Origin of the sequence: Bacillus sp. BP-3, assembly GCF_028401955.1 — a bacterium.
In the GTDB taxonomy this organism is placed as follows: domain Bacteria; phylum Bacillota; class Bacilli; order Bacillales; family Bacillaceae_G; genus Bacillus_A.
The window spans coordinates 188796-205889 of the sequence record NZ_JAQOTJ010000003.1 but is presented as its reverse complement, the minus strand read 5'-3'; the positions used below and the strand labels follow the sequence as shown (position 1 = coordinate 205889).

At 34.1% G+C, this 17094-nt stretch carries 15 protein-coding genes; 3 read left to right on the top strand and 12 right to left on the bottom strand.

The annotated features are described in order from the left end of the window. Positions 1 to 8: 8 nt before the first annotated feature. The 5 genes from PLX19_RS06475 to PLX19_RS06455 all read right to left on the bottom strand — a co-directional run bounded on the left by PLX19_RS06475 (position 9) and on the right by PLX19_RS06455 (position 7849). Positions 9 to 1535 carry a spore germination protein gene (locus tag PLX19_RS06475; protein ID WP_272187927.1) on the bottom strand — a complete coding sequence of 509 codons (1527 nt, stop codon included), beginning with the start codon at positions 1533 to 1535 and terminating at the stop codon, positions 9 to 11. Positions 1536 to 1768: 233 nt separating this feature from the next. Continuing rightward, the gene (locus PLX19_RS06470; protein WP_272187683.1) at positions 1769 to 1894 is read right to left on the bottom strand and encodes a hypothetical protein; all 126 of its coding nucleotides are present in this window, start codon (positions 1892 to 1894) and stop codon (positions 1769 to 1771) included. Between the two features lie 142 nt (positions 1895 to 2036). Next, positions 2037 to 4385 (bottom strand): RNA polymerase recycling motor HelD, encoded by a 2349-nt coding sequence (gene helD, locus PLX19_RS06465; protein ID WP_272187682.1) that lies wholly within the window; start codon positions 4383 to 4385, stop codon positions 2037 to 2039. Positions 4386 to 4665: 280 nt separating this feature from the next. Then, the gene (locus tag PLX19_RS06460; protein WP_272187681.1) at positions 4666 to 6756 is read right to left on the bottom strand and encodes a hypothetical protein; all 2091 of its coding nucleotides are present in this window, start codon (positions 6754 to 6756) and stop codon (positions 4666 to 4668) included. 157 nt (positions 6757 to 6913) lie between these two features. Further along, positions 6914 to 7849, bottom strand: coding sequence for an alpha/beta hydrolase (locus PLX19_RS06455; RefSeq protein WP_272187680.1), 936 nt, complete (start codon positions 7847 to 7849; stop codon positions 6914 to 6916). 480 nt (positions 7850 to 8329) lie between these two features. Between PLX19_RS06455 and PLX19_RS06450 the strand changes: the two genes are divergently transcribed. Further along, entirely contained in the window at positions 8330 to 8470 is a 141-nt protein-coding gene (locus tag PLX19_RS06450) for a YrzI family small protein (RefSeq protein ID WP_272187678.1), read from the top strand. A 360-nt stretch (positions 8471 to 8830) separates the two neighbouring features. Here PLX19_RS06450 and PLX19_RS06445 read toward each other — a convergent pair whose 3' ends face one another. The 4 genes from PLX19_RS06445 to PLX19_RS06430 all read right to left on the bottom strand — a co-directional run bounded on the left by PLX19_RS06445 (position 8831) and on the right by PLX19_RS06430 (position 12811). Then, positions 8831 to 10594, bottom strand: coding sequence for a SulP family inorganic anion transporter (locus tag PLX19_RS06445; RefSeq protein ID WP_272187677.1), 1764 nt, complete (start codon positions 10592 to 10594; stop codon positions 8831 to 8833). Between the two features lie 118 nt (positions 10595 to 10712). Further along, positions 10713 to 11153 (bottom strand): DNA mismatch repair protein, encoded by a 441-nt coding sequence (locus tag PLX19_RS06440; RefSeq protein WP_272187676.1) that lies wholly within the window; start codon positions 11151 to 11153, stop codon positions 10713 to 10715. Further along, on the bottom strand, positions 11137 to 11493 hold the full coding sequence (locus tag PLX19_RS06435) for an ArsR/SmtB family transcription factor (RefSeq protein WP_020061802.1): 357 nt from the start codon (positions 11491 to 11493) through the stop codon (positions 11137 to 11139). The genes PLX19_RS06440 and PLX19_RS06435 overlap by 17 nt, the downstream gene beginning before the upstream one ends. Before the next feature lie 235 nt (positions 11494 to 11728). Then, the gene (locus tag PLX19_RS06430; protein WP_272187674.1) at positions 11729 to 12811 is read right to left on the bottom strand and encodes an AI-2E family transporter; all 1083 of its coding nucleotides are present in this window, start codon (positions 12809 to 12811) and stop codon (positions 11729 to 11731) included. A gap of 295 nt (positions 12812 to 13106) precedes the next feature. On the opposite strand from PLX19_RS06430, the gene PLX19_RS06425 reads away from it, so the two are divergent. Beyond that, on the top strand, positions 13107 to 13919 hold the full coding sequence (locus PLX19_RS06425; RefSeq protein ID WP_272187673.1) for an HNH endonuclease: 813 nt from the start codon (positions 13107 to 13109) through the stop codon (positions 13917 to 13919). Positions 13920 to 14167: 248 nt separating this feature from the next. Here PLX19_RS06425 and PLX19_RS06420 read toward each other — a convergent pair whose 3' ends face one another. Further along, positions 14168 to 14260: a putative holin-like toxin gene (locus tag PLX19_RS06420; RefSeq protein ID WP_090996886.1), complete on the bottom strand. Its 93-nt coding sequence runs from the start codon at positions 14258 to 14260 to the stop codon at positions 14168 to 14170. Positions 14261 to 14445: 185 nt separating this feature from the next. On the opposite strand from PLX19_RS06420, the gene PLX19_RS06415 reads away from it, so the two are divergent. Beyond that, the gene (locus PLX19_RS06415) at positions 14446 to 15429 is read left to right on the top strand and encodes a phosphodiester glycosidase family protein (protein WP_272187672.1); all 984 of its coding nucleotides are present in this window, start codon (positions 14446 to 14448) and stop codon (positions 15427 to 15429) included. A gap of 72 nt (positions 15430 to 15501) precedes the next feature. Here the strand turns inward: PLX19_RS06415 and PLX19_RS06410 are convergent, their stop codons facing one another. Together PLX19_RS06410 and PLX19_RS06405 are read right to left on the bottom strand one after the other, a co-directional pair. After that, positions 15502 to 16572, bottom strand: a complete 1071-nt coding sequence (locus PLX19_RS06410; protein WP_272187671.1) for a hypothetical protein — start codon at positions 16570 to 16572, stop codon at positions 15502 to 15504. 23 nt (positions 16573 to 16595) lie between these two features. After that, positions 16596 to 17069 carry a tetratricopeptide repeat protein gene (locus tag PLX19_RS06405; RefSeq protein ID WP_272187669.1) on the bottom strand — a complete coding sequence of 158 codons (474 nt, stop codon included), beginning with the start codon at positions 17067 to 17069 and terminating at the stop codon, positions 16596 to 16598. Positions 17070 to 17094: the final 25 nt, after the last annotated feature.

Below are 17094 nucleotides of genomic sequence, written 5' to 3'. Positions count from 1 at the left end.
AAAGTAATCTATCCTTTTCGTATTGGATCCTTCGTACGCATCATCTTTGGACGACGTTTCATCATTTGGAATGGAACGCGAACGACAAAGTCTTTCCAATCACTTGTCCGATAAGGAACAGCTGGACTAACATAGGGTACGCCAAAACTTTTCAGTTTCACCAAATGACTGCATAAGAAGAGAAAAAACAGAATGAGACCGTACAGTCCAAACAATGCAGCGCAAAACATGCCTACAAAGCGAAGGATGCGAAGTGGAATCGCTGTACTGTAATGCGAGAGAGCAAATGAAGAAATGGCCGTTGCGGCTACTACGATGACCATAATAGGACTAACAATTCCAGCTTCTACCGCAGCTTGCCCAATAATTAATCCGCCAACGATCCCCATTGCCGAGCCAATTGGTTTTGGCAAACGCAGCCCGGCTTCTCTCAAGATTTCAATAGCCACTTCCATAAGCAATGCTTCTATAATCGCAGGAAAAGGAACACCTATGCGTCCTCCTATAATAGAAATGGCTAACTTAGTCGGAATCAATCCAGGATGAAACGAGATAAAAGAAATATACAAAGCAGGTGTAAAAAGAGCAATAATAGCTGATCCAAAACGTAATAGGCGGATGAGTGTGCCTGGAATCCAACGTTCATAATAATCTTCAGGCGATTGCATCATCATGCTAAATGTAACTGGAGCGATTAACACAAAAGGCGTTCCATCTAATAAAATTGCAACCCGCCCTTCCATCAATGCAGCAACGACACGATCAGGGCGCTCCGTACTCTGCACCTGCGCAAAAGGACTGAAATAATTATCTTCGATGAGCTGCTCTACATAACCTGATTCTGCTACATTGTCAATGTCAATTTTTCGAATTCTCCCCTTCACTTCTTCTACTAATTCCGAATCAGCAATCTCATTCATATAAGCGACAACAAGTTCTTTTTTTGCTCGCTTCCCTACTTGGAATTTTATTAATGATAAGCCTTCATTTTCACCATGACGTCGTAACAGAGCGGTATTATCGCTTAAAATTTCTGTGAAACCGATTCGTGGACCTCGGACGGATACCTCTGAAATAGGTTCTTCAATATTCCGAGTTCTTCCTTTTGTTGTACTGAGAATCAATACTTCTGATGACCCATCAACTAATAGTCCCGTTGACCCTGTCAATACTTTTGACATCAACCCTTTAATATCATGAACTTCTTTTATTTCACTAATAGAAAGGACTTGCTCGATAATAAACTCTTTTGAAACTGTCCCGTTCATATAAGATGAGTCATGTTTATATTCTTCATAAAAATCATTCATTAATGATTTCATAATATGTGTGTCAATGAGCTCTTTATCTGACAAACCCTCCACAAAAATAATCGCAGCCCGAATACCTGTACGTCCAATGTTAAACTCTCGAAAGTGTACATCCGAGTTAAAAGTAATTTCTTGCTTTACAAGTTCTAAATCCAACGTAAAGTTACCTATAAATTTTTCAGATGAGTTTTGATTGGACATCATTCCTTGCTCACCTTCATACATTTTCGTTGTATTGTTCATTTGTTGATTTGTTGACTCCTGCTCTCTCATTCTTATCACTCTTTCTCTTAAAAAAGCTTAATGTATATCCAAATTTAATGACAGCCTAAACTTAAACTTCACCAGCAATCACCACTTTTGGCATCACATGCAAATGTTTATCAGACTGAGAGGATGTTAATAAAGTAAGTCTTCTATGGTTGACTTAAGAATGAATACACGAATCATTCATTCCGTTACTTTTCCTCTAATGTATGGATCCAACTAAAGATTTTTGAAATCACATATGGGACGAATAATACAATAAAAGCTTGTCCAAATACTTTCCATTCTGGAAGATAGGCAACTATTGTTTTCCACATTTTAACCATCCTATATCATTGGAATTTCTTACGGATTATTATGTGTGATGTACGGAAATTTAATCCAACGAAATCTCCCTTCCACCATATAAAAATGTAAACGAAACAGAGGTCAGGCTTCATAGCCTGACCTCTGTTTCGTTTATTTATCCTGAATATAAGTATTTACATTAACTGCTGATAAAAAAGGGCTTAATTCCTTTTTATAATAAATATATAACTCGTGCATAGCACGTGTGCAAGCTGTATAAAAAAGCTTACGTTCACTTTCTTTTCTATATTGTTGGTTTGAAGCGTTATAAATAATAACAGCGTCAAACTCTATGCCTTTCGCTAAATATGAAGGCACAATAAGTATCCCCGAATCAAACGAAGCTGTTTCTTTTTCGATAAGGTGCATTTGTTCATGTTGCTGCAATATGCCATATGCCGCTTTGCTTTCCTCGGCAGTTTTACAAATAATCGCTATCGTTTTATGATTATTTTTTTTAAAATCTTTAATTCGAGTTACAATGCTTTGATGTAATTCCTCATCTGTTTCTACCGCTGTTATAACCGGTTTTCTCCCCTCACGCTCAAATGGTTTAATACCCTTACCTTCTGAAATAAATTGCCGCGTAAATTCAATAATTTGTTTTGTTGAACGATAACTACGATTAAGTTCAATCTTCTTACTTTTTTCCTCTCCATATAAGGTATATAGTTGCGAAAATTCATTTTCAGTCGCATGTGCGTGTATCGTCTGATTAAAATCACCAAGTACTGTCATTTTACTATGCGGAAATAATCGTTTCAAAAAGGTAAATTGAAATACCGAATAATCTTGTGCTTCATCAATAAATATATGCTTTGCAGATGTATTTTTTTGTAAATCCCCCAACTGATCTTTTAAATATAAATAAGGCGTCGCATCCTCATAAGCCATATTAAAATTACGTATGCGATTAGCCGTTTCTTCACATATTTCTTTCCAGTCTGACGGTAAATTGTTAACATCTATGAATTTTCTTACAAATAACGGATCAGTAAATAACTGTAAATAAATAGAGGCCGTATGAATAAATTGAAACTTTTTCACGCGTTTACGAATCTGTTTAAAATGTTTTTTTACAATCATTGCAGCTAACAATTGTTGTTCACGTTCAAAATCATCAAATGTATTAGCGTCATATTGTTTCTCTCGTTGTAGTTTTTTATGAATTTTAGCGTACGTTTCTTTATCTAATAGCTGTATTTCTTCTTCTACCCAAAGTTCTTTTCGTTCTAACAGCTCTCTATTCTTTAATTCTTTTAGTAACCACTCAGAAATTAATTTTATTCGATTCGGAATTCGCATAGATTGAGGGAAAGAATAAAATTTTTCTCGAATTTCCTCTTTCGATATTAATACATTCCCGCGAAATTTCACATCTTTAAAAATCATTCCACCTTGTTTTAAATAATTCACATAACAGTCTACAATCTTTACAAAATGTGCACTTGCTTTATATCGAATACCATGCATGCGTAATAAGTATTCTGAGTCTTCTTTGCCTGCAAGTACATATTCTATTTGTGTAAATGGATCTTCTATAGTAAAAGTTTTTTCGATGTGCTCCTCTAAATACTCTTGGAAGGTTGTTTGTCTCATATTCTCTTCTCCTAATTCAGGGAGAACAGACGATATATAACTATTAAACATTGAATTAGGAGAAAAAAGAACGATTTGATCTGCATGTAATGTATCTCGATATCGGTATAGTAAATAGGCCACACGCTGCAATGCAGCCGATGTCTTTCCGCTCCCTGCTGCTCCTTGAACTATAAGTAAACGACTCGTTTCATTACGAATTATTAGATTTTGTTCTTTCTGGATCGTAGAAACGATACTTTTCATTTGTGTATTGGCATTCTTCCCTAACACTTCTTGTAATAACGCGTCACCAATCGTTACTCCGGTATCAAACATACTTTTCATTTGACCGTTACGAATGAGAAATTGTCTCTTAACAGTTATTTCCCCTGTAATCATTTCATCTTGTGCATGATACACGGCCGATCCTAACGAATAATCATAATATAGACTAGATATTGGTGCTCTCCAATCATATACTAGAAATTGTTCTGTACTCTCATCAAAAAACGAATGAATACCAAGATAAATTTGATCTGGACTTCTTTCACCTTCTTCTAAAAAATCAATTCTTCCAAAATACGGAGATAGTTCTAGTCGTTTTAACATGGTAAGTTGTTTATCAGCATGATAGTGACTGCGTTCTCTTTCTGCTAACAATTCTACTTGTTGCTTTATACTTGCCGCTGTTTCAACGGCTTCTTCAGCATTATCAAAGTTAGCTGTTACATCATTCCAAAAATTTTTCCGAATATGAACTACCTCTTTTTTTCCGCTACTTACATATTGTTGTAGACTCTCTACGCGCCCTTTAATTTTCTTGACAACTTCCTCTATTCGTTTTTGTTCTCTCTTCCACTCTTGTTCATACTTCTCCATATTGTCACTCCTTGTCGACAAAATAATTTGACCAAAAGTTTGACAAACACAGTTGTTTTTTGATAAAATTATTATGGATAAATACATGGGTAAATCAATAAGGTTTCTAATGGTCATTTTTTCATTTTAACATATACAGCTTTCTTAGTTCAATGAAAATAGGAACCGTAAACGACAATTTCACTCGATACTAAGGACGCTTATTAAAGTTTCAAATAAAAATCGATTCCCTAATTAGGGAATCGATTTTTATTTAGCATATTCAATTTCATCATTAATGTCATTGAATTCCGATTACTCTACTATTTCCGTTCTTCGCAATTTGGACTTTCGCATACATCCCTTCTCCTTTCACAAGGCTAACAGGAACTTCACTTTTACTCCCTATCGTAACAAATCCATAATTCATATATCCTTTAATCCAAATTCCTTTTTCTTTCGGGTAGTCACCGAGCTTTATTTGATCTAAATGATAATCCTTCCCTTGCCCTTGATTTTTCTTTAATTTTATAAACACAGGTACTTTTGTTTCTTTTTTCGTTTCACGATTCAACATCATCTCGTTTGCTTCCGCTTCTATTTCCAAAGAAAACCATACTTTTTTCATATTGCCTAATTTCTCAACTTGATTTTCCAGTTTCAGTAATACAACAGTGCTATTATAATAGTTCCATTCTTGCTGTGTAATAGTACCAAGTAAAATGAAACTAGAAAGTATACCTACTAACCATGCGTGTTTTTTCTTATACGTTCTGTTAAGTTTAATAATATTTTCTTGTTTTTGCTGCTTTTTTGTTAATAACAATATAATCCCTGCCAGAAACAGCATCCAGCTCAATCCATAGTTTCCAATGTAATTTGTCTCATACATAATAAAATTCGTAAACAAATAGATAACAACGCCAATCCGCTTGATTACAGTATCTCTTACATACAACATGCCTAGTACAAGAAGTAGTATATATCCACCGTGTGCACTTACAATAAACCAAGGATCCGCCCCTTCGTATTTTGCTAACAAATAGAAAAAGACATATATCATTCCAAAGCCAACGCTATTTCGTAATAAACATTTATTTTTCCGTAAAATCGTAAATATGAAAAATCCAATGTGAATAAATACGAGATAACTCATACTTGTTGTATATTCAACCGATTTCATACATTCACTTACTATGACTCCTTCTAATAACCACCATAAACTATATTGCTCTGCCTTATATTTTGCGAATAGCCAATACAAAAAAATACAAGCAGCATACAATAATCCCCATATGTAATGGTGACTTGTTACAAGTGTTGTAATGCCTGCCATGATACCGAAGACAAATAAAAAAATTCGTAAAAATTTTGTTGTTATTTTTTTATATACCCAAATCGCAAGCACACTTAGCGTAGCGCCTACAATCATGATCATACTGCTTTCTCTTGCGGTTTCCCATAAAATAAAGTAAAGACTAGCAAGAAAAAGAACACTTCCTATTGAGCTTACTAAAACATATAACACATACTCTCCTATTTTCCGAGGGTGTATATTCGTTTGATTCTTTTTTTCTTGCCAAGTGAAATATTGCTGTGAAATTAAAACAAACAAACCGACAAGTACCATCAAAATATATGAGAGATTCATAGTTAAGTTTACAAATAGATTTGTAATGTCTATAAATGCATACAATGACCATGCCGTTAAGATTGCACCAGTCGTTATTTTATATAAATGTCCTTCTTTTATCTTTTTAAAGATAATTGTGTATGTGACTGTCATGAAAATTGCACAAACTACTTTTAACCAGTAATTAGGCTCTCCTTGCTCATATAAAACCGCAAGATATACCATCCATAATCCTAACAAGCTAGTTGTATAAAATAAATAGCGCCCTGACATCTTTCGTTCTAGGCAATACCATATAACTGAAGCAGTTGTAATCATAATAGATTGCCATTTATGTGAAACGACAAACCACATTGCTTCATCTAAATTTGATAAAAAGTAAAGCACTGCTCCGCCGCCAAGCACATACCACTCTGTTTTTTTGTCAGTGAAATAAAGATATAATGCTGGAAGAAGCCAACTAACAGAAAGCCATATTTTCTCATTTTCAATACCGTAAATATTTCGAAGCATCCAACATGACCACGCATAGGCGAGATATAAGGTTACACGCATCCCCCTTATAAACAGCACATTTGCAAACATTACATTTCTAACTGTAAAGTACCATACGATTGCAATAATGGGTACTCCTAATACCGCTAAACTTTGATACACCGTTAACCATGAATAACGCATAGACATTGTTAAAACAATATAAGCAGCAAGTAAAGACCATACTCCAAGTATCCTATACACATCATCTTTCCAAGCCTTCATCCCCATCCCTCCTTCTACAAGTGTATTCCTTTTATTCATATTTTCCACTTGCAATTTATATATTTTCCCATTTTTGATTTTCATTACGCAATCTATGAAAAATAGAAATCTTAATGTTTCTCTTTTTTTCATAGAAACATTGAGATTTTGAGACAATCTATTCTATCTTTAATAATCCTGTTATAGCTTTAATCACGACCTCTGGATTCTCTAATTGAATCGAATGACCATTCTCTGTTTGAATATGCTTCGTACAGCTCGTTAGTCCACATAATAGTTGCTGCTGCTCTTTCCATATTGGATCTGTATTGTTAGAACTTATGACAACTACCGGCAAGTTTTCACGTAAATTTTCTGCTCGCTTTATTTGTTTCGCTGATTCTTCACTGTACAACATTTCTTTATAAACTGCTTCATATGCTCCGGGAGTATATCCCACATGTTTTACATGATTTTGAACTTGCGCCGGAAGACTTCTTCCTCCTACCGGTATTTTTAACAGGCGCGGCAAACCAATAGTAGAGGTGATATATCCTAACCTCATCTGCTTTAAGCTTTTTATGTATTGCTGCGATCTGTCTGTATTCATTTCCTCTTTCACGTATCGATTTTCATGTGCCGCATCAACCAAGACAATTCCTGCTACTTCATTAGGATATTGACTTGCAAATAAGCGCATATTTAGTCCTGCAAATGAATGTCCCACTAAAATATAAGGAGGAGAAATGTTCATTTCGTCTAAAGCTATTTTCAAATCATTTACTACTTCTTTACTAGTCGATATACCACTTCTCGTATCACTCCATCCATATCCAGCCCGGTCAAAAGAAACTACTCTTGTAAACTTTGATAATCCAGGCTGGACCAGACACCAAGCTAAACAATTTCCGCTTAATCCCGCATCTAAAATAACAGTAGGATTTCCATTTTCTTCACCGGAAATAATAGCATGAATGCTGCGACCATGGACTTTCACGATACTTCCGGGTTCCTTCGTTTCATTCTTTTTTCTTATGTATAGATTTCCCGCTGTAAACGGAAATAGTACAGTGCTAATTATTGTTTTTAAAAGATAATCAGTTTGAAAAGCCATGATAATAATTATACCCCCATCCAGTTTTTTAATAATTGTCCCTCTCCAAAAATAGGAAATTTTAATTTATTTTACTACATACTAATTATTCTCTGTTCATTAAAAAATCTCTCTTAAAAATTGTATATTTTCATCAAAATTCAAAATTTTTATCCTATTTTTACATTTCGGGGTTTACAAGTGTTACCCAATTGTATATACTTACTTACGTAAGAAAAAATTTCCAAAGGAGGTCGAATGAAATGATGAAAGTAACTGTAAATGTAGCGCCTGTTTCACAATTAAATAAATGTTCGACCATCCGTATGGAGAATTGAAAATCGTGTTTACTATGATTTAAATTATTCTGCCACAGGAGGTCGAATGCCTTCCTGTGGCTTTTTCATGACTTGCCGCAGGAGCACTCTGTCTTCCTGTGGCTTTTTTGTGCGATTTTCACATTCTTACAATTTTACACATTTGAAGGGAGTTAAAAATAATATGACATTTCACGTATTCTTTTTAACGATTACGATTCAAAAAGCTCGTCTATCTGAAGAAGAACTTGAACATAAACAACGTGTTCAACAAATTGTAGACGAAGTAAAAGATCGACAAATATCGTTTTATAACCATCTGTAATCTTGAATACTAAATAGCGATGAAAGGAGATAGTTAAAATGATTTTATCTAAGTGGAAAATTATGATTTGGATTGTAGAGGTAGACTCCGCATAACAAAATATGTATTTTTTAGGATTAGATTATGAATAAATGGAATTATTGAAAATTACCTCTGTCAAGCTTGCAACATGCAGGAATACAGTTTGCAAAATCTAAAAAAACTACGGTTTGAATAGTTCGAGAGGAATCCATTTTTAAATTAGTAAAATGCTCTTATCAACCAATCTTTTATCGGTTAAAATCTGATCTACAAACAAAAAACAAGGTTGCCTTAAAAAAATATAAGCAACCTTGTTCACAACTTTTATTTATTACTTTTTTAAAAATCTAATGCATTTACTTTATCTTTTAATGTATTCACTTTCTGAGGTTGATGAGAAAGTTGGCTGCATTCACGAAATGCAAAATGTTTACAACCTAAACATTTTTTCGTATCCAAATGTTCTAAAGCGTAGTTAATTGCGTCCCCTGTATGCTCAAAGAAGTTCTGTTCCTCAATTTCAGTATACAATCCATTTCTAACTAAGGTTGTTTTTAGTTCAGATTGAATACCTGAGACTAGAAGTATACCACCTTGTTGTTTAAAAGAATGAACAATACTTCTAAAGTAAGACTCTCCTGTAGTATCAATAAAAGGAACTTTTCCCATTCGTAAAATTAAAACTCTAGGTTTATAATGAATAGTTGCTAAAATGTTTTGTTCAAATGTTTGAGCAGCACCAAAGAATAATGGACCTTCTATTGTATAAATACTAATTTGCGGACAATCATGAGTTTTATTCACCACATGCGGTAACAATTTTTCATTCTTTCTTGAATGGTCTGGAAGCACTTTAGATATGACTAGCATGTTGCTCATACGTTTTGTAAATAAAATAATAGCTAAAATAAGACCGATTTCTACAGCTGTTGTTAAACTCGTAAATACAGTAAACAAAAATGTTACAACTAATACAAGAGAATCCCCACTCTTCATTTTAAGGATATGAGCAAAATGTTTTTGTTCGCTCATGTTCCAAGCTACTACCATTAAAATAGGAGCCATACTAGCAAGTGGAATATGCGAAGCATACGGAGCTAGTAATAAAAGTATTAATAATACAAAGATTCCATGAATAACACCTGAAATCGGCGAAGTGGCTCCGCTCTTAATATTAGTTGCTGTTCGGGCAATGGCTCCAGTTGCTGGAATTCCTCCAAATAACGGTGTGACAATATTAGCAATTCCTTGACCAATAAGTTCTTTATTGCTGTTGTGTTTACTATTTGTCATTCCATCTGCCACGACAGCGGATAAAAGAGATTCAATACCGCCGAGCATCGCAATTACAAATGCCGGCCCCATCAGCTGTTTGATCCGTTCTAATGTGATTTCTGGCACATGAAACTGCGGAAGTGTATTGGGTATCGTGCCATAAGCTGTACCAATAGTTGGTACATGGCCCGTAAAAAATACCGTTGCAATTAAAGTTGAAATTACAATAGCTACTAGTGAACCAGGTACTTTTGGGAAAATTTTTGGTGTTACGAGTATAACAATAAGACAAATGAAAGCTGTTATAATACTGTAAAAATTGACGGTATCAATCTGAATAAAGATTTCATTCAGATTTGCTATAAATGCCTCATGCTTTTTTATACCTGTTAAACCTAAAAAGCTAGCAATTTGTCCCGTAAAAATAGTAACAGCAATACCTGATGTGAAACCAACTGTTACAGGACGCGGGATAAACTTAATTAAAGAGCCCAATTTAAATATACCCATTAGACATAAAAGAATTCCGGCTAATAAACCTGCCAGTAACAAATTTTCATATCCATAGGTAATTACAATACTTAAAAGAATCGGAACAAAAGCACCTGTTGGCCCTCCAATTTGATATCTCGAACCACCAAATAGCGCTGTAAGAATTCCAGCAATACATGTTGTATAAATCCCATACTCTGGTTTAACTCCAGAAGCTATAGCAAAAGACATAGCAAGCGGAATCGCAACAACTCCGACAATCGTTCCTGAAAGAAGATCCTTTTGAAAGTGCCCCAATGAGTATCCTTCAAATCTTCCTGTAAATAACCCTTTCATTATAAACCCTTCTTTTCTATTATTAATAAATCTTGCTGTTTCTGAAAAATTAATTACCTCTTAATATATTTGAATTGTAAATACATTTTTCATGCTCTTATATAAGGAAAACATTAGCTTAGTATTGACTATACGTTTTGCTCAAATGACGTTCTAATTCACCTATATCTCCGTTCTCTTGCACATAGTTTTTCAACCTTTCTGCTAAAAGCTCTCCTTCTCGGCTATCTAGATTCTCTGTATCGATAAAGGATTTAATCCATACCTTATCTGGCGTACGATCTCTACGAAACATTTGACCTGGAACTTCACTCCAAAAACTCTTCCATTCATCCAGTAATCCTATTCTATCAAATAAAAAACTTTGAATCCCACATAACCAGGCTGTACAAGATGTATTTCTCTTTTGACATCCAACTTTATCTTGTAAATGCTGGCATGCAAAACAACAAGAATTCCCACTTTTAATACAAACATCACAAACATGATGTGCTCCTACTGAGCGAAATATTTCAATTCCATGTTGAATAATAACATCTTTCTTAACTTCGATACTCAACCCCCTCCTTTACTATGGTTTTATCATCTTCTTCTAACATTGAAATCGTATCAATTAAATGATTATTAAAAATCGCTCGTGCAACTTCTAATAAATTCATAATCATTGGATCTCGAAGAGAATATAAAACTCGTTTCCCATCTTTTGTACCAACAACAATGTTCTTTGCACGTAGTACACTCAATTGTTGTGAAACGGCAGAACCCTCCTTATTAAGAATGCTTTGGAGTTCATTTACACTTTTTTCACCCTCTGACAATAATTCAAGAATACGGATCCGCAAAGGATGTGATAAGGCTTTAAAAAAGTCAGCCTTAAACTGTTGCATTTCATTTCCCATTCAAACGCCTCCATTACTTACTTATAATTTTAAAGAATTTAGCAGTATTCTATACATCTTCAAATGTTTGAATATGTATAGAATACTGCTATCGTAAATAATTTTCAATACAAATTTTTGACGATATGAAACGGCCGAAAGTCAAATCAGCCATACGTATATTTTAATTATATATATATTACATTTACATTGAGAAAGAAAGAAGACCAGTTACACTCTGTAACCGGCCTTCTTTCTATTTCTTATTTTTTTTCGATTCAAAAAGTCTTACTAAGTTTGAAATAATTGTTTTCAATACAGCATAGGTTGGTACAGCTAAAATCATCCCAATAATTCCAGCAAAATTTCCGACACCTAGAATTAACATGATAATTGTTAAAGGATGAATATTTAGTTTCTCACTCATAATTCGCGGTGATAAAATATTACTCTCAAATTGCTGAACAATTGTTACCACAACAATAACCCATACCGCCTGCATTGGCGATACAAATAGTCCAACAATAACAGCTGGCGCTGCTCCAATAAACGGGCCTAAATTTGGAATAATATTCGTAACTGCTGCCACAATCCCAAAAATAAAAGCATAAGGAAGCCCAATGATTAAATAACCAACAAACGTGAAAGCTCCAACAAATAAACAAACGAGTGCTTGGCCTTGAATGTACGCCGCGAGGGTTTCATTTGTTTCTTTAAAAAGACGAAGCCCTTCTTCACGGTACGTTTCTGGTAAAAAACGAACCGCTGATCCGGGGAATTTATGACCATCTTTAAACATATAAAACAAAATAAATGGAACTGTGAAAACAACTAACGCAACATTTGTAATAATTCCAAATAATGCAGTTGCACTCGCTGTAAGCGTATTGGGTATTTCTTTCAAATAAGTAAGAGCATTCTTTTCTATTGTTGCTAGAGAAACATAATCCTGTGTTGTAAGCCATTGAAATAGCTTATGATTCGATAAATCCGTTATGTATTCTCTCCCTACTTTAATATACGTTGGCATATTCGTTACTAATTCCATAAGCTGATGAGATACAGTTGGAACTACAACGCCGACCGCAACAGCTATTAATGTAATAATAAAGACATACAGTAACAAAATTGCTAAATTGCGCGGTACTTTTTTGTTCTCTAAAAAAAGCAGCACGGGATTAAACATAAAATACAAAAATGCAGCAATTAAAATAGGGAAAAATAAAGTGGAAATAAAAATACCGATTGGTTGAAATAAAAACGAAATTTTTGTACAGATAAAAATAATCACTACAACCATCAATACTTCTAATGTCCAAAAATGAACTTTTGATTTCAAAAAAGTGCCTCCTTTTAAATTTCTTCTATCATTGTAACAAATCGAAGCAAAAATTTATATGTTATTTCCTCGATCTATATTCCAATACATAAATAAATACACTACAATAAAGACATACAAAGTAAAACTTTTGTCAGCAGTGTTTTCATTCCCTGCTGATTATTAGTTGAACCAAACGAATTTTTACAGGCAGTTATTCCCTCTCTATCTCCTTTGCGTATCTCAAATTCTTGAGGTGAGGGTTTTATTGTCCGTACATAGCAAGATAAAAATTTGCAACTAAAAGGTGATAACTATGCCAATATGCAGTATTTGTAGAAATGATAAACAATGTATAGAACAATATGTAATTCCAGAAGTGTTATGTGGATATTATTATATCAACACGGTGTGTGAAACATGCCATGAAAACGAAATAGCAAGTATTGATCGTCTATTAATTAGCCATAAATTAATACAGTATAAAATAGATCAACTTAAACATCAAATTGATTCTCCTCTTCTTCTTGATATATATAATGAAGAAGAATATGCAAATGAAGAACCGGATAGTGCTGAGTTACGATTTTCAAATTCTCTCATTATGAAACTATGTAAAAGACACGATATCTCACTTCATGATGAAATTTGGAAAGAAGAGCGAGTAACAAAAGTTGCGGGTTCTATTCAACGTGAATTACTCCTTGATAACCGCAAATATAAGATGAGTTTATTGAAAATGGCTTACTTGTTTGCTGTACATACAATAGATGGTTATTTTCACGATCCCGATGCAGTTGTTATTTCTAACATTTTATCTAACATAGATTTCATTGAATTAAAAGAAAGAAATATTGTACGAGAGTTAAGCAAAAGTTCATTATGGAACACATTAAATACCGATTGTGAAAACCACTATTTCATTTTATTAAGCGACAAAGATGGATTATTTTGCTTTATTCGCCTCTTTGATGTTTTTGATGTCGTTGTTCATTTATCGAAAAAAAGATACAATCTTCCGTCACCAATTGTTGGTATAAATGATGCAGTCAACCAAATGTTTTATAGAAAAAGTTTAAAAGAATATATGAATGGATTATTCAAGCCAGCAAACGGAATTCAATCTTAAAAAATAATCGATATGTTTCCAAAAAGAAGAACGTACGCTCTCCTTTTTTATATAAACAAGATTGTGCTATAATAACAATGAAAAGAGCGATACAATCACATAAATAAACTAAATTAGCATATAAATAAAAAAAGACTAGCGTGCGGCAACACACTAGTCCCATATAACTCAGCAGAGTGGATTATTCATTATCCTATTTGTTTCTCATGAATTAAACAACCCACCTTCTATTGGCGTAGAGTGGGTTGTTATTTTTTGAGCTTGTCGATTAATAACACAACAAACGTTAGCAATGCAACGAGAAAAAGACCGCCTTGCAAAAGCAACGAAAGTTCACTCAATTTATCACCCCCCAACACTTAGAGAAGTGATAACAAAACAACCACTCTGACCATGAGTTACTCTTTCATTTTATCATAATTTTCAATTCTTTACGATGAAAACCGGCGAGCTTTGTACATGCCGGTTATTTTATTGTGTTGAGAAATAACAAATGTGACATACTAAGAAAAAAGTAGGTAGTCATATGAAGAATCGGATAAAAAAGGGTATTAAAAAAATAAGTATAATCACTCTCATTGTTCTTACAGGAGGAGTAATTTGGTTGTATGCTACAAATTCCGGTCACAAACTGCGTGAAATGATAGGAGGCTCTATTCTGTCATCACAACATCCACAATTTGCAAGATTACTCCTGTCGAAAGACGAGATTCATCAACTACAAACTGCTATTTATGCACCCCCAACACAAAAATCAAAGCTTCTTAATGGTTTATTTTCTCGTAAAAAACAACCTTTTTCTGTAACTGTAGAGACCATTGAAGATCCGCATTTCACAGCAAAGGTAATGAAAGTAAATGACCCAACTACCATTCATTTAGTAAGTACGAAATATCACGATCAAGGACAACCGTTATCTGATCTCATTGAACAAAATGAAGCTATTGCAGGTATCAATGCAGGAGGCTTTATAGATCCAGGAGGTGTTGGGCGTGGTGGACAAATTATTGGAATCGCACTATCTGATGGAATAATTCGTTCAGAGCCTGGATTTAGTCAAGATACACGTAATCTTGTTTGTGGATTCACCAAAAAAGGACAATTCATTACAGGTATGTATTCTATAAATGAATTAAAGCATATGAACGTAACACAGGCCGTTGCATTCGGACCGCAGTTGATTGTAGACGGGAAAAATATGGTGACTGATCAAGTTGAGGAAGCCTTTGGCTGGGCACCACGAACAGGCATCGGACAAGATACTGAGGGGAATGTCATCATGATTGTAACAGACGGAAGGTTCTATTGGAACAAAAACCATCGCGGAGCTTCCATGAGAGATATGGTTTCCCTTTTCAAAAAATACGGATGTATAGATGCGTTTGCCCTAGACGGCGGAGGTTCCACAACTATGATTTATAAAGGAAAGCTACAATTAAAACCGGCAACCGAAACGTCTGTAGGGATGCGATATCTTCCAAATGCATTTGTCGTTATTCCGAAAAAATAAGTATTACTAAAGAATCCTTACCTGCTGAAAGATTAAATGTTCGGCTGGTAAGGATTCTTGTATGGTCAGCTTTTATGATTGACAACTGATTGTCTCTTGAACTTTATTCATAACGGTATCATAGAACGCTCTCTCATCATCCACATTGATGTGAACCCTTGTTACTGTTTTTTGAAACCCATAAAACATAGTTGCCTGCATTGGCTTTACCAATACGATTTCGAGTTTTGCTGGTTCTTTCATAAACTCGTTTACTGTCGCATCAAAAATTTGTTTTTGTTCAATTTCAGAAGGTAATGCTCCTTTATTATGACGTATGCTTTGAATCTTACAAAATGGGACGATAAGCTGTTTCGTCAACCCAACTTGTAGAATAAGCTCTTTATCAGTTACAACATATGGACATAAACGAATTGCTTGTATTTCTGCTAAGAAAAATATCACAGCGTAAATATTTAAAATTAGCAAAATCCATGCTACAAGCGGATTCCATTGATGAAGAAAATAATGAAAACCGATTGATTCAATTAAAGTTGCATGTATGAGCATAATATTAAATGCAATTACACCTGTTTTTTTATGATATGTAAACATTCCTGAACCTGCAGGTATTTTTTTACACCAAGAAAATAACGCGTAATAAAACAGCTTACACTCTGATAACAATACATTCACAGCGACATTTTTGAAAACGGAATCGTATACAGCTCTATCGATTGCATATGAAAAAGATGGATACGCAAGCTTGTATTTCTTATAAGAACGAACAATCGCAGGTAGTTTTCTTGCTATTTTGTAAAAAAGATACAGCTCTAAGCAAAGAAATGCAATTTCCCCAGCTATTACTATATATGTGATAAACGAATAAGATTCAAAATACTGATTAGGAATAATAAATCTTGCAGCCACATAACCTGCAAATATCACAGGAAAAATATATTTTAGTGAATATCGCTTTCTTATAATCAGTATGTAAGTAACGATTGGAATAGTAAGTATAAAATCAAATAGAGAAGCAAGTGCTACTCGGTTTGGTAAAGGCGACATTATAGGTAGTGCATAAAGGAGAATATTCGAAAGGATAATCAAACTCGTAATAGCGAACCAAATTAAGCATCGTTTCTTCGATATAGTATGATTCATGTAATCATCCCTTTCTATTCTTTCTATTTGAAAATTTCATTTAAATGATCTTTGTAAAATATAATTGCTCTTTCATAGTTCTTTACACCTTCCGTTTTCACTACCACTTCTAGCAGCAGTTTCATCGCATCTTCATGAGATTGTACATTGTACTTTGCAATGGATAAAAATACTTTCATAGCGTCATCATCCGGATACAGTTTGATTCCTTCTTCTAATGTAGCAATCGCTTTCTCATACTCTCCAATACAGCGATATGTACTTCCTAAACCGATATAAGCACCTCGCAAACTTTCTCCTTCTAAACCTAGTTCAATAGCTTTCTCGTAATAAGAAACGGCTTCCGTTTCCATCCCCATAGTATCGTGTGTACATGCGCATTGATACAAGATTTCTGGATTTTGAGTAAAGTTTGTTAAACTTAATAATATCTCTCTTGATTGAGCGAATTTATTCTCATTGCGTAATTGAATTGCTTTCTTCAATAGATTTTCCATCTTCTCACCCTACAATATGTATTCT

Bases quoted from the DNA above. Each gene is read 5' to 3' on its own strand.
- PLX19_RS06475 (WP_272187927.1), bottom strand. From the start codon at position 1,535: ATGTATGAAGGTGAGCAAGGAATGATGTCCAATCAAAACTCATCTGAA.
- PLX19_RS06470 (WP_272187683.1), bottom strand. From the start codon at position 1,894: ATGTGGAAAACAATAGTTGCCTATCTTCCAGAATGGAAAGTATTTGGA.
- helD (WP_272187682.1), bottom strand. From the start codon at position 4,385: ATGGAGAAGTATGAACAAGAGTGGAAGAGAGAACAAAAACGAATAGAG.
- PLX19_RS06460 (WP_272187681.1), bottom strand. From the start codon at position 6,756: ATGAAGGCTTGGAAAGATGATGTGTATAGGATACTTGGAGTATGGTCT.
- PLX19_RS06455 (WP_272187680.1), bottom strand. From the start codon at position 7,849: ATGGCTTTTCAAACTGATTATCTTTTAAAAACAATAATTAGCACTGTA.
- PLX19_RS06450 (WP_272187678.1), top strand. From the start codon at position 8,330: ATGACATTTCACGTATTCTTTTTAACGATTACGATTCAAAAAGCTCGT.
- PLX19_RS06445 (WP_272187677.1), bottom strand. From the start codon at position 10,594: ATGAAAGGGTTATTTACAGGAAGATTTGAAGGATACTCATTGGGGCAC.
- PLX19_RS06435 (WP_020061802.1), bottom strand. From the start codon at position 11,493: ATGGGAAATGAAATGCAACAGTTTAAGGCTGACTTTTTTAAAGCCTTA.
- PLX19_RS06425 (WP_272187673.1), top strand. From the start codon at position 13,107: ATGCCAATATGCAGTATTTGTAGAAATGATAAACAATGTATAGAACAA.
- PLX19_RS06415 (WP_272187672.1), top strand. From the start codon at position 14,446: ATGAAGAATCGGATAAAAAAGGGTATTAAAAAAATAAGTATAATCACT.
- PLX19_RS06410 (WP_272187671.1), bottom strand. From the start codon at position 16,572: ATGAATCATACTATATCGAAGAAACGATGCTTAATTTGGTTCGCTATT.
- PLX19_RS06405 (WP_272187669.1), bottom strand. From the start codon at position 17,069: ATGGAAAATCTATTGAAGAAAGCAATTCAATTACGCAATGAGAATAAA.